The organism is Mycobacterium sp. IEC1808 (assembly GCF_002101935.1).
Classification (GTDB): domain Bacteria; phylum Actinomycetota; class Actinomycetes; order Mycobacteriales; family Mycobacteriaceae; genus Mycobacterium.
The window spans coordinates 35,473-46,922 of the sequence record NZ_LQPV01000021.1; the positions used below are offsets into that span (position 1 = coordinate 35,473).

13 protein-coding genes and 1 pseudogene are annotated in these 11,450 nt (G+C 69.1%); 5 read left to right on the plus strand and 9 right to left on the minus strand.

The window, feature by feature from the left end; translation table 11 throughout:
* The first annotated feature begins 171 nt into the window (after nt 1-171).
* Nucleotides 172-423, plus strand: coding sequence for a hypothetical protein (locus tag AWB92_RS13735; protein WP_068106779.1), 252 nt, complete (start codon nt 172-174; stop codon nt 421-423).
* Here the strand turns inward: AWB92_RS13735 and AWB92_RS13740 are convergent.
* Complete coding sequence (locus AWB92_RS13740) at nt 398-1,741, minus strand: aspartate aminotransferase family protein (RefSeq protein WP_085186372.1); 1,344 nt, start codon at nt 1,739-1,741, stop codon at nt 398-400. The genes AWB92_RS13735 and AWB92_RS13740 overlap by 26 nt on opposite strands.
* 26 nt (nt 1,742-1,767) lie before the next feature.
* On the opposite strand from AWB92_RS13740, the gene AWB92_RS13745 reads away from it, so the two are divergent.
* Nucleotides 1,768-2,682: a sigma-70 family RNA polymerase sigma factor gene (locus tag AWB92_RS13745; RefSeq protein WP_085186374.1), complete on the plus strand. Its 915-nt coding sequence runs from the start codon at nt 1,768-1,770 to the stop codon at nt 2,680-2,682.
* On the opposite strand, the gene AWB92_RS13750 is transcribed toward AWB92_RS13745, so the two are convergent.
* The 4 genes and pseudogenes from AWB92_RS13750 to AWB92_RS13765 form a co-directional block, all read right to left on the minus strand.
* A complete protein-coding gene (locus AWB92_RS13750; protein ID WP_085186376.1) occupies nt 2,623-3,717 on the minus strand; it encodes an alpha/beta hydrolase in 1,095 nt (364 codons plus the stop codon). The two genes, AWB92_RS13745 and AWB92_RS13750, sit on opposite strands and share 60 nt — an antisense overlap.
* Entirely contained in the window at nt 3,705-4,298 is a 594-nt protein-coding gene (locus AWB92_RS13755) for a class I SAM-dependent methyltransferase (protein ID WP_085186415.1), read from the minus strand. The genes AWB92_RS13750 and AWB92_RS13755 overlap by 13 nt, the downstream gene beginning before the upstream one ends.
* A gap of 46 nt (nt 4,299-4,344) precedes the next feature.
* The gene (locus tag AWB92_RS13760; RefSeq protein WP_085186378.1) at nt 4,345-5,079 is read right to left on the minus strand and encodes a helix-turn-helix transcriptional regulator; all 735 of its coding nucleotides are present in this window, start codon (nt 5,077-5,079) and stop codon (nt 4,345-4,347) included.
* A gap of 9 nt (nt 5,080-5,088) precedes the next feature.
* Nucleotides 5,089-5,694, minus strand: a pseudogene (locus AWB92_RS13765) (carboxymuconolactone decarboxylase family protein); the annotation flags it as partial.
* A 92-nt stretch (nt 5,695-5,786) separates the two neighbouring features.
* On the opposite strand from AWB92_RS13765, the gene AWB92_RS13770 reads away from it, so the two are divergent.
* Entirely contained in the window at nt 5,787-6,857 is a 1,071-nt protein-coding gene (locus AWB92_RS13770) for a GGDEF domain-containing protein (RefSeq protein WP_068186193.1), read from the plus strand.
* A 118-nt stretch (nt 6,858-6,975) separates the two neighbouring features.
* Entirely contained in the window at nt 6,976-7,449 is a 474-nt protein-coding gene (locus tag AWB92_RS13775; protein WP_241523450.1) for a hypothetical protein, read from the plus strand.
* A gap of 19 nt (nt 7,450-7,468) precedes the next feature.
* On the opposite strand, the gene AWB92_RS13780 is transcribed toward AWB92_RS13775, so the two are convergent.
* The 4 genes from AWB92_RS13780 to sdhC are packed head-to-tail and all read right to left on the minus strand — an operon-like array spanning nt 7,469 to nt 10,836.
* Nucleotides 7,469-8,260, minus strand: a complete 792-nt coding sequence (locus tag AWB92_RS13780) for a succinate dehydrogenase iron-sulfur subunit (RefSeq protein WP_068106758.1) — start codon at nt 8,258-8,260, stop codon at nt 7,469-7,471.
* Nucleotides 8,260-10,014 (minus strand): succinate dehydrogenase flavoprotein subunit, encoded by a 1,755-nt coding sequence (gene sdhA / locus AWB92_RS13785; protein ID WP_085186381.1) that lies wholly within the window; start codon nt 10,012-10,014, stop codon nt 8,260-8,262. The genes AWB92_RS13780 and sdhA overlap by 1 nt, the downstream gene beginning before the upstream one ends.
* A 19-nt stretch (nt 10,015-10,033) precedes the next feature.
* A complete protein-coding gene (locus tag AWB92_RS13790) occupies nt 10,034-10,501 on the minus strand; it encodes a succinate dehydrogenase hydrophobic membrane anchor subunit (protein WP_068106762.1) in 468 nt (155 codons plus the stop codon).
* The gene (gene sdhC, locus AWB92_RS13795; protein WP_068106765.1) at nt 10,498-10,836 is read right to left on the minus strand and encodes a succinate dehydrogenase, cytochrome b556 subunit; all 339 of its coding nucleotides are present in this window, start codon (nt 10,834-10,836) and stop codon (nt 10,498-10,500) included. Before sdhC ends, AWB92_RS13790 begins: the two co-directional genes overlap by 4 nt.
* Nucleotides 10,837-11,049: 213 nt before the next feature.
* Between sdhC and AWB92_RS13800 the strand changes: the two genes are divergently transcribed.
* Complete coding sequence (locus AWB92_RS13800; protein WP_085186383.1) at nt 11,050-11,448, plus strand: cytidine deaminase; 399 nt, start codon at nt 11,050-11,052, stop codon at nt 11,446-11,448.
* Nucleotides 11,449-11,450: the final 2 nt, after the last annotated feature.

Sequence of the window (11,450 nt, forward strand, 5' to 3'; positions counted from 1 at the left end):
GCAGACTAGGCGATCCGGCACCGAAATTCCGGGTGCCGCGCTGTGACTGATGGGGCGGATGTTACAAAGCCGCCCGCGTGCGGGGGTGCGGCGGCGGCCCAGTACGCTGACACCATTCAAAGCAACGGGTTTTGGTCGAAATGGCGGCGCGACGGCGATGGCCCGCGGTCGCTGGAGCAACTGCTCAAGCAGGTCGAGAAGGGCACCCAGGTTCGCAGTTCCGGGCACGAGCGAATCCTGGAAGAGCTGAAGTCGCATCGCGACAGCGCGGAGGGCGCCGACCTGAAGTCCGCGCTGACCTGGCTGTGCAACGCGCAGACCCGGCTGGGCAGCGACCCGACCACGGCCCATTCCCGCGAGGTGCTGCTGGCCGCGTACGAGGTCAAGCGGGTCCTCGCTACAGCCGGCCCGACTCCTCGCTGAGCACGCCGCGCAGGGTGGCCTCGATGGTGTCGAACTCGGGTTGGCCGCTGATCAACGGCGGCGCCAGCAAAATCACCGAATCGCCGCGGTCGTCGGTGCGGCAGTACATCCCGGCCTCGAACAGCGCCGCGGACACCCGGGGCAGCAGCGCCCCGCGTTCGTCGTCGGTGAAGGTCTGCTTGGTGGCCCTGTCCTTGACCAGTTCGACGCTGTAGAAGTACCCCTCGCCGCGCACGTCGCCGACGATGGGCAGGTCGTAGAGCTTCTCCAGGGTGGCGCGGAAGCTGGGCGCGTTCTGTTTGACGCGTTCGCCCAGGCCCTCGCGCTCGAAGATGTCGAGGTTGGCCAGCGCCACCGCCGCCGATACCGGGTGCCCGCCGAACGTATAGCCGTGCGGGAACATGGTTTTGGCGTCGTCGAACGGCTCGAACAACCGCTCGCTGGCGATCATCGCGCCCAGCGGCGAGTAGCCGGACGTCAGCCCCTTGGCGCAGGTGATCATGTCGGGCACGTAGCCGAAGTCTCCGATGTCTGATGAACAGGCGAACATCGACCCGATCCGGCCGAAGGCGCAGATCACCTCGTCGGAGACCAGGAGCACGTCGTAGGCGTCGCAGATCTCGCGCACCCGCTCGAAATAGCCTGGGGGAGGCGGGATCGAGCCGCCCGCGTTCTGCACCGGCTCCAGAAACACCGCGGCGACGGTCTGGGGTCCCTCGAATTCGATCGCCTCGGCGATCCGGTCGGCGGCCCAGCGCCCGAACGCCTTGGGGTCGTTGGCAAACGGCTCGGGCGCGCGGTAGAAGTTCGTGTTCGGCACCCGGAAGCCGCCCGGGGTTACCGGTTCGAACGGCGCCTTGTACTTCGGCAGTCCGGTGATCGCCAGCGCGCCCTGGGTGGTGCCGTGGTAGGCGACCGCCCGCGAAATCACCTTGTGCTTACCGGGTTTGCCGGTCAGCTTGAAGTACTGCTTGGCCACCTTCCAGGCGGTCTCGACGGCCTCGGTGCCGCCGGTGGTGAAGAAGATCCGGTTCAGGTCGCCCGGGGCGTAGCGCGCGAGGCGCTCGGCGAGCTCGACCGCGGGCGGGGTGGCGTAGCCCCACAGCGGGAAGTACGCCAGCGTGCTCGCCTGCCGGGCGGCGACCTCGGCGAGTTCGGCGCGCCCGTGGCCGACCTGGACCGTGAAAAGTCCGGACAGCGCGTCGAGGTAGCCCTTGCCGCGGTCGTCGAAGATCCTGACGCCCTCGCCGCGGGTGATGATCGGCGGTGCGATGCCGGGACCGTGCCGGGCGAAGTGCAGCCACAGGTTGTCAGTCATCTCGTCCGCGAGCGTAGCCTCGCGATATGACCGCGGCGCAGCAGGTTGGCGAGTTCGAGGCGCTGCGACCGCATCTCATGTCTGTCGCCTACCGGCTGACCGGCACGGTGGCCGACGCCGAGGACATCGTCCAGGACGCCTGGCTGCGCTGGGACAAGCACGACAGCGAGATCAACGACCTGCGGGCCTGGCTGACCACCGTGGTGAGCCGGCTCGGCCTGGACCGGTTGCGGTCGGCCGCGCACCGCCGCGAGACCTACACCGGCAACTGGCTGCCCGAGCCGGTGGTCACCGGCTTTGACGGGGCGGACCCGTTGTCCGCGGTGGTGGCAGGCGAGGACGCCCGGTTCGCGGCGATGGTCGTGCTGGAGCGCTTGTCGCCCGATCAGCGGGTCGCGTTCGTGCTGCACGACGGGTTCGCCGTGCCCTTCGCGGAAGTGGCCGAGGTGCTGGGCACCAGCGAGGCCGCCGCGCGCCAGCTGGCGTCACGGGCCCGCAAAGCCGTCGCGGCGGAACCGGCTCCGATATCCGGGGCGCCCGATCCCGCGCACAACGAGGTGGTCGGCCGGCTGATGGCCGCCATCGCCGCCGGCGACCTGGAGGCGGTCGTCTCGCTGCTGCATCCGGGCGTGACGTTCACCGGCGATTCGAATGGCAAGGCGCCCACCGCCGTTCACGTCATTCAGGGATCGGACAAGGTGGCCCGGTTCATCTTCGGCCTGGCCCGCCGCTACGGCGACGCTTTCTTCACGGCGAATCAGCTGGCGCTGGTCAACGGCGAGCTGGGCGCCTACACCGCGGGGAGCCCCGGCGACGACGGGCACTGGGAGATGCGGCCGCGGATCCTGGCGATGACGGTGCGCGACGGAAAGGTCTGCGCGCTATGGGATATCGCCAACCCCGACAAGTTCACCGGCTCGCCCCTGGCCGGTCGGTCCTGAGGCCACGGCGAGGCCCAGGCGCAGCGCCCCGGCGGCTTCGGCGGCGGCCTCGGCGAACCGGCCGCCCAGGCCGACGAAGTTGAGGTACGCGTGCGGCAGATCCGGCTGCCGGCTGAGCGCGACCGGGACGCCGGCGGCCCGCAGCTTGTCCGCGTAGGCGACCGCGTCGTCGCGGATCGGATCGAAACCCGCCGCTGCGATGTAGGCGGGCGGCAGGCCGGTGGCGTCGCCGTGCAGCGGTGACAGCCGCGGGTCGCGCGGATCGGTCTGCGCCGGAATGTAATTGGCCAGCGCCCACCGCAGGTTCCGGTCGGTGAAGGTAGAGCCGCCGGCGAACAGGTCGTGCGAGGGCCGGCGGCCGGCTAGGTCCGTCGGGGGATACATCAGCAGCTGGAACGCCGGGATGGGGCCGCCGCGTCGCACCGCCTGTTGCGCGGTCACGGCCGCCAGGTTGCCGCCGGCGCTGTCGCCCCCGACCGCGACGCGGCCGGGGTCCGCACCCAGGTCGGCGGCGTGGCGGTGCGCGTGTTCGAACGCGGCGATCGCGTCCGCCACGGCGGCGGGGAACGGGTGCTCGGGTGCGCGCCGGTATTCGACCGACAGCACGCGCACGCCGGCGTGGCATGCCAGGTAGCGGGCGACGGGGTCGTGGCTTATTCGCGAGCCGACCGAGAAGCCGCCGCCGTGGAAATACACCAGCAGCTCCGACGGCTCGGGCAGGCCCGCGGGGGTGTAAAGGGTGGCCGGGATGTTGCCGTGCTCGGCGGGGATGGCGATCTCCCGCGTCGGGATGGGCAGGGGTGATTGGTAACTCATGAGCCGGGGCAGTTCGTCATACCGCGCGCGGGCCTGCTCGACGGGATCGGTGAAAACGTCGGAGCCCGACGAGTTTTTGAGGCGAAGCATCAGCTGCGCGTCGAGCGCCATCTCCTGCCCGTCGATGCGCACCGGTGGTCCCGCCAGCAGCCTGCGGACTGGCGTGGGCAACGCGAAGATGGCCCGGACCACGGCAGCGCGAATGCCTAACGATGCCATGGTGTTTCCTCCTTGCTAGCCGAGAACCGCATGACGTGGCCGAGCAGCCCAGACCGCAATGCGACGGCGAGCCCGTTCTTTTCGCATTCGACCCGGAAGTCGTGCGGCACGATCAGCCGATGCGGGGAGCCGTCCAACCGGTGAAACAGGCCGGCCAGTGGGGTGCGCACCAGGTCGTAGCCGACGAAGGCCCCTCCCGGCCGCAATACCCGGGCCACCTCGGCGACCGCGCGTTCCCAGTCGATGATGTGATGCAGCATCAGGCAGCTGACGACGGAGTCGAAGGACTCGTCGGGGAAGGGCATCGCGGTGGCGTCGGCCGTCCGCGTCGACGCGTTGGGGAATTCCCGCAGCCGTGCGGCGGCGGCCCGCGTCATGTGCGGGTCGATGTCCATTGCGACCCAGGCAAGTTCGGTGTTCTTCGAGAGGGCTTTTCGGGCAACGGATCCGGCCCCGGATCCGATCTCCAGCACGTCGCGGCCCAGTCGCTGGGCGTGCAGCTGACGCGCCATCAGCGGGCTGCCGGAACGACCGACGGCGCCGCAGCAGAAGGCGCGTTCGAATGCTGACATCGCGGGCATGTCCCAAGCGTGGGTCACCCGCGACGGGAACGCTTGTACGGATCCGTCAAACGGATTCGCGAACCGCCCGCGCGAGCTCGTGTGGGGCCGAACCGGTCATCTCCCAGCACACTCTGTTGGCGTGCGAGCCGTCGGCGAACCCGGCCAGGTGGGCGGCGTCGGTGACGGAGCGTCCCTCGATGAGGTGGCCCATGGCGGTCATCAGCCGCGCCCAGCGGATCGTCGCCGACATCGACACGCCGGTCTGTTGCCGGCACAGGCGCCCGAGGTAATCCGGTGACAGCGCAACGGCATCCGCGACCGATGCCACGTCAATGTGGTCCGGCACCCGGCTCGACACGACCTCGATCGCCTGCCGCAACTGCGGGTGCACGGACCGCGGCCCGTCTTGCCGTCCGCACAGCCGGGCGACCAGGAAATCCGCCGCGGCGTGCGGGCCGTCCCCGTCCAGCGACACGGCCGTCGCCTCGGCCAGCGATCGTCCGTGCTCGGCGACCCAGACACCGTGGCGCGCCGCCGCATTCAGCGCGACGCCCTGCGGCGTCTGCAGCCCGAAGTACAGCGTCAACGCCCGGGATTTCGCCTCGGAGCGCACCGCATGCCGGACACCGCTGCCGACGACGACCAGCCGGCAGACGTCGCGCCGGTCGCCCGCGCGGGCAACTGTCAACGGACCCTCGGTGCCGACCGTGACCTGGACCGCGGGGTGGTGGTGCGGCGCGAGATCGGAGAATGCGCCGGCCACCATGAGCCGACCCGGGCCCAAGTCCCAGACGCGCATGCCGCCACTCTAGCGCTGCGCCGGAGCCTCGTCGGAATCCGTAATCCATGGGATGCGGCACGCGCCACCGGAATTGAAGCCCTGCTCGGTGATGCCCAGCGCGGAGTTCACCCGCGCCCGCATGTTCTCCAAGCCGATCTGGTAGGTCAGCTCGAACACGCCGGCGTCGCCGAAGCGGGCGCGCAGGTCGGCGACCTGCTCGTCGGTGACGGTGTGCGGGTCGGCCGTCATTGCGTCGGCGTAGGCGATGGCCGCGCGTTCGTCGTCGCTGAATGCCGGTGAGGTGGCGTAATTGTCGATCTCCCTGAGGCGCTCCATGTCGAGGCCGTCCAGGCGCTGCAGCATGGAGCCGAAGTCGACGCACCACGAGCAGCCGATCTGGCGCGCGGTCCAGTACACCGCCAGCTCGCGCACGCTGATCGGAAGCGTCTTGGACGCCCGGTCGACCATCGTTTCGTGCACGGCGCCGGCGATCATCAGCTTGCGGTGATGCGCGGACACGGCGAACGGCTCGGGAACCTGACCGTAGCGGCGCTTGGCCACCCGGTACATGGCGCGGGTCAGCAGCCCGGCGCGGTCGGGTGGCAGGGGCTCGATGCGGGTTTTCTGTGTCATACCCCTCAGACGGGATGGGGTGCGAAAGTGTGACACATACCTGCGGTATGCGGCTACTGTCTCGACCGGGTGGTAGCGATTGGAAGTTGACGATGACCGCGCTGTTTAGCCGGTGGTGGCGGGCCGACCAGTACGACTGGCTCTCCGGTTACCTTGCGTCGCGGGGCATCAGCGGTGCCACCCGGGCCGTGCTGGCATTCATTTCGGCGTCGATGGTGTTGTGCCTGCTCGCGCTGCTGGCCGGCCCGGACGGTCCGCACGGAGCGGTCCCGGTGGCGATGATGTGGGCCGCCGTCGGCGGCGGGGTGGCGGGGGTGGTGCTGTGGATAAGCCGCTGGCCCACGCGCACGCAGTCACTCATTTTCGCCATCACCTGCAATACGGCCGTCGCCCTCGCGTGCCTCGCCCACCCGAACCCGCTGGCCGCGCTGATCGGGTGCGTCGCCTTCGCGACCTTTGGCGCCTACATGGCGTTCTTTCACGCCACGGGATTCGTGCTGTACAACTTCGCGGTGGCCGCCGCCGTGGGCTCCTGGGAGGCGCTGTCGCTGGCCAGGTTGGGACACCCCAGCCTCGCGGGGGTGGATTTGTGGCTGGTGATCGAGGTGAACATCGCCCTGCCGCTGGCCATTCTGATCCTGGTCCGCGCCCTGGCGGGCGATCTGCTGCGCGCCGACCGCGATCCGCTGACGGGCCTGCTCAACAGGCGCGCGTTCGCGCACGAGGCGCTGGGGATGATGCTGGCCCGCCGGGGCATCGACTCCCACCTCGTGGTCATGCTGATCGACCTCGACCACTTCAAGGCCCTCAACGACAGGTCCGGCCACGCCGCGGGGGACCATGCGCTGGTCCAGGTCGCCCAGGCGCTGCTGGCCGCTGCCGACGACCAGGCGGTGGTGGCGCGCAGCGGCGGAGAGGAATTTCTGTTGGCCGGGACGTCCGCGGGCTGCAACGCCGAGTCGTTGGCCGCGCGGATGTGCCGGGCCATCTCGGCCTCGACCGCGGGGGTCACCGCGAGCATCGGCACCGCCTGCGCCCGCCTGGACGACGCCGCGGCCGACCCACAAGCGCTGCTGAAGGAGTTGATCAGCGCCTCGGACGCCGCGATGTATCGGGCTAAACGGTTGGGCGGCAACCGAAGTCATCACCACGAGCTCTGCTGAGCCGCCGGCTGCTCACTCCCCGAGGTCGAAGTGGTTTCCCACTAAGAGGTCCGGGTACCCGATCTCGACCCCGCCGGCCAACCGGTGCGGCAGGGTTCGAGAGGGTGAGGAGACAGTGATGACCTCTCAAAATGATCAGGAATCAGAAAACACGCGCCTGGAGCACTTCGACGATCCCGAATTGGGCAGCGGCGCGCGCGACACCGGTTCGGATACCCCGGAGCATGGCACCGGGGACCGTCCGGTCGGAACTGTAGACGAGGACGCCAACCCGCCGATGAGCGATCCGAGCGCGTCGGACACCTACAGCGGCACCGGGGAGTTGCCTCCGCAAGACACGGGGAGTGCCGTCCCGCCGTACGAGGGACGTCAACAGGGCGCCGCGGTCGACGCCCAGGGCGCGGGCGGCGCGGCGGGCCCAACGGCGAATCCGGATTACAAGTCGGCCAGCCCGTCGGATACGCCCGGCGGCGCGACGCAGTCGCCGGCGGACGAGCAACCCGCCGCACAGATGCCGGAATCCGACCGCGACGACGACCGCGTCGGGCCGGCGCACGTGGCCGGGACCGGCCGCGGCGAAGACAAGCCCTGACCCGTGGCGCCCGGGGGGTCTAGCGCGAGAACATGGTCGCGCGCTTGACCTCCTGGATCGCCTTGGTCACCTCGATGCCCCGTGGGCAGGATTCGGTGCAGTTGAACGTGGTCCGGCAGCGCCACACGCCGTCGACCTCGTTGAGGATGTCGAGGCGCTCGGCGGCGGCCTCGTCGCGGCTGTCGAAGATGAAGCGGTGCGCGTTGACGATCGCCGCCGGGCCGTAGTAGCTGCCCTCGTGCCAGAACACCGGGCAGCTGGTGGTGCAGCACGCGCACAGGATGCACTTGGTGGTGTCGTCGTAGCGGGCGCGGTCGGTCGGGCTCTGGATGCGTTCCCGCGTCGGGGGGTTGCCGGTGGTGATCAGGTACGGCTTCACGGCACGGTAGGCGTCGAAGAACGGCTCCATGTCGACGACGAGGTCCTTCTCCACCGGCAGCCCGCGGATCGGTTCGACCGTGATGGTCAGGGATTTCCCCGGTTTGTCGGGCAGCAGGTCGCGCATCAGCACCTTGCAGGCCAGCCGGTTGACGCCGTTGATGCGCATGGCGTCGGAGCCGCACACGCCGTGCGCGCAGGACCGCCGGAAGGTCAGTGTGCCGTCGAGGTAGCTCTTGATGTAGATCAGCAGGTTGAGCATCCGGTCGCTGGGCAGGCAGGGCACCCGAAAGCTTTGCCAGCCGCCGGTTTTCGCGAAGGCATCGGGCTGGTCGGGGTTGAACCGGGCGATCTTCACGGTCACCATCACCGCGCCCTCGGGAACCGGCGGCAGGGGCGGCTCCAAAGTCTCGACCTCTGTTTCGGCCGTCATCAGTACTTCCGTTCCTTGGGTTCGTAGCGGGTCTGCACCACGGGCTTGAAGTCCAGCGCGATGTCGCTCAGCAGGTCGGTGCCCTGTTTGTAGGCCATGGTGTGGCGCATGTAGTTGACGTCGTCTCGGTTCGGGTAGTCCTCGCGGGCGTGGCCGCCGCGGGACTCCTTGCGATTCAGCGCGCCGACCACGGTGACCTCGGCCAGCTCCAGCAGGAAGCCGAGCTCGATGGCCTCCAGCAGGTCGCTGTTGTAGCGCTTTCCCTTGTCGTGCACGGTTATTCGTGAGTAGCGCTCCTTCAGCGCGTGGATATCGGTGAGCGCCTGCTTGAGCGTCTCCTCGGTGCGGAACACCGCAGCGTTGTTGTCCATCGACTGCTGCAGCGCGCCGCGGATGTCGGCGACGCGCTCGTTGCCGTGCTCGGAGAGGATGTCGGCCACCCACCCGACGACCATCGCCTCCGGCTCCGGCGGCATGTCGACGAAGTCGTGCCCCCGCGCGTAGTTCACGGCGGCGATGCCGGCCCGGCGGCCGAAGACGTTGATGTCGAGCAGCGAATTGGTGCCCAGCCGGTTGGCGCCGTGCACCGACACGCACGCGCACTCACCGGCCGCGTACAGCCCCGGGACCGTGGAGGTGTTGTCCCGCAACACCTGTCCCGTGACGGTCGTCGGGATGCCGCCCATCACGTAGTGACAGGTCGGGTAGACCGGCACCAGCTCGTGCACCGGGTCCACGCCCAGATAGGTCCGGGCGAACTCGGTGATGTCGGGCAGCTTGGACTCCAGCACGTCCTCCCCGAGGTGGCGGACGTCGATGTACACGTAGTCCTTGTGCGGGCCGGCGCCGCGGCCCTCCAGGACCTCCAGCACCATCGAGCGCGCGACGATGTCGCGCGGCGCCAGGTCGACGATCGTCGGCGCGTAGCGCTCCATGAAGCGCTCGCCCTCGCCGTTGAGCAGCCGGCCGCCCTCGCCGCGCACGGCCTCGGAGATCAGGATCCCCAGCCCGGCCAGCCCGGTCGGGTGGAACTGGTGAAACTCCATGTCCTCCAAGGGAAGTCCCTTGCGGAAGACGATGCCGATGCCGTCGCCGGTAAGCGTGTGCGCGTTGGAGGTCGTCTTGTACATGCGGCCCGACCCGCCGGTGGCGATGACGACGGCCTTGGCGTGGAAGACGTGGATCTCGCCCGTCGCGAGCTCGTAGGCGACCACGCCGGTGGCCACCGGCCCGGTCGGCGTCTGGGTGAGCACCAGGTCCAGCGCGTAGAACTCGTTGAAGAACTGCACGTCGTGCTTGACGCAGTTCTGGTACAGCGTCTGCAGGATCATGTGGCCGGTGCGGTCCGCGGCGTAGCAGGCCCGGCGCACCGGGGCCTTGCCGTGGTCGCGGGTGTGCCCGCCGAAGCGGCGCTGGTCGATGCGGCCCTCGGGGGTGCGGTTGAACGGCATCCCCATCTTCTCCAGGTCGAGCACCGCGTCGATGGCTTCCTTGCACATGATCTCCACGGCGTCCTGGTCGGCGAGGTAGTCGCCGCCCTTGACGGTGTCGAACGTGTGCCACTCCCAGTTATCGTCCTCCACGTTCGCCAGCGCCGCGCACATGCCGCCCTGGGCGGCGCCGGTGTGGCTGCGGGTCGGGTAGAGCTTGGTCAGCACCGCGGTCCGCACCCGCGGCCCCGCCTCGACGGCGGCGCGCATCCCGGCACCGCCCGCGCCGACGATCACCACGTCGTATCGGTGTTGCTGGATCAAGGCTCTCCTTTCAGGACTTTCAGGAGATGTTCGGGTCGAATGTCACCAGCACGTAGGTGCCCAGCACCAACGTGAACCCCATCGACAACAGCAGCAGGCTGTTGAGCCAGAACCGGGTGGAGTTCTTGCGGCTGTAGTCGTCGATGATGGTGCGCAGCCCGTTGCCGCCGTGCAGCTGCGCCAGCCACAACAGCGCCATGTCCCACATCTGCCAGAACGGCGAATGCCACCGCTGGGCCACGTAGTTGAAGTCGATGCGGTACACGCCGTCGTCCCACATCAGCATGATGAACAGGTGCCCGATGGCCAGGAACACCAGCGCGATCCCGGAGAACCGCATGAATAGCCACGCGAACTTCTCGAAGTTGGGGATGCCGGCGCGCCGCCGCGGGGAGCGGGGATTGTCCAGGCTGGCGGGACGGTCGTAGAAGCGCTGCTTGACCGGCGCCGTCTGGCCGCGCCCGAGCTGAAGGTCCGGGCTGCTCATCGCAGGTGCTCCGCGATGTGGATGCCGGTCACCACGCCGGCCGGCACCATCAGCAGCAAAAAGACGACGATGACGATCAGGAACATCAGCCGCTGGTAACGGGGCCCCTGCGACCAGAAGTCGATCAGGATGACCCGGATGCCGTTCAGCCCGTGGAACAGCACCGCGGCGATCAGGCCGTACTCCATCAGGCCGACGATCGGGGTCTTGTAGTCGCCGACCACCGCGTTGTAAGTCTGCGGGCTCACCCGCAGCATCGCGGCGTCCAGCACGTGGACGAACAGGAAGAAGAAGATCGTCGCGCCGCTGATGCGGTGCAGCACCCACGCCCACATGCCGGGGTCGCCCCGATACAGGGTCCGGGGTGGTCGCCGCTTGCGCGCGGCGGCAGTGCTCACCAAGTCCCCACCGCCTTAATAGAACAGTTAGCCGGACAAGTCAGCCTAACCCTGCCAGCTGGCAGGCCGGGCCGTACAGCCGCCGGGCGAAGTGTCGTGTCGGGGTTAGTCTGGCTGTCTTGTATCGGCCCGTCGGCGAGCGGAGTGGATATGCCTGATGTCGATTGGAAAGCGCTGCGCGACAACGCGATCCGGGCCGCGACGGGGGCTTACGCACCCTACTCGCGGTTCGCCGTGGGCGCGGCCGCACTGGTCGACGACGGCCGCGTGATCACCGGGTGCAATGTGGAGAACATCTCATATGGCCTTGGTCTCTGTGCCGAGTGCGGGGTGGTGAGCGCCCTGCACGCCACCGGCGGCGGCCGGCTGGTCGCGCTGGCGTGTGTGGACGCCCGGGGGGCCGCCCTGATGCCGTGCGGGCGATGCCGTCAGCTGCTGCTCGAGCACGGCGGGCCGGAGTTGCTGATCGACCATCCTGCCGGGCCGCGCCGCCTCGGCGAGTTGTTGCCCGATGCCTTCACCGCCGACCTGCCGCGGGAACTGCCTTGAGC

Excerpts from the sequence above, each read along its gene's own strand:
- AWB92_RS13740 (WP_085186372.1), bottom strand. The coding sequence starts at position 1,741 with ATGACTGACAACCTGTGGCTGCACTTCGCCCGGCACGGTCCCGGCATC.
- AWB92_RS13745 (WP_085186374.1), top strand. The coding sequence starts at position 1,768 with ATGACCGCGGCGCAGCAGGTTGGCGAGTTCGAGGCGCTGCGACCGCAT.
- AWB92_RS13750 (WP_085186376.1), bottom strand. The coding sequence starts at position 3,717 with ATGGCATCGTTAGGCATTCGCGCTGCCGTGGTCCGGGCCATCTTCGCG.
- AWB92_RS13755 (WP_085186415.1), bottom strand. The coding sequence starts at position 4,298 with ATGCCCGCGATGTCAGCATTCGAACGCGCCTTCTGCTGCGGCGCCGTC.
- AWB92_RS13760 (WP_085186378.1), bottom strand. The coding sequence starts at position 5,079 with ATGCGCGTCTGGGACTTGGGCCCGGGTCGGCTCATGGTGGCCGGCGCA.
- AWB92_RS13770 (WP_068186193.1), top strand. The coding sequence starts at position 5,787 with ATGACCGCGCTGTTTAGCCGGTGGTGGCGGGCCGACCAGTACGACTGG.
- AWB92_RS13775 (WP_241523450.1), top strand. The coding sequence starts at position 6,976 with ATGACCTCTCAAAATGATCAGGAATCAGAAAACACGCGCCTGGAGCAC.
- AWB92_RS13780 (WP_068106758.1), bottom strand. The coding sequence starts at position 8,260 with ATGACGGCCGAAACAGAGGTCGAGACTTTGGAGCCGCCCCTGCCGCCG.
- AWB92_RS13790 (WP_068106762.1), bottom strand. The coding sequence starts at position 10,501 with ATGAGCAGCCCGGACCTTCAGCTCGGGCGCGGCCAGACGGCGCCGGTC.
- sdhC (WP_068106765.1), bottom strand. The coding sequence starts at position 10,836 with ATGTGGGCGTGGGTGCTGCACCGCATCAGCGGCGCGACGATCTTCTTC.
- AWB92_RS13800 (WP_085186383.1), top strand. The coding sequence starts at position 11,050 with ATGCCTGATGTCGATTGGAAAGCGCTGCGCGACAACGCGATCCGGGCC.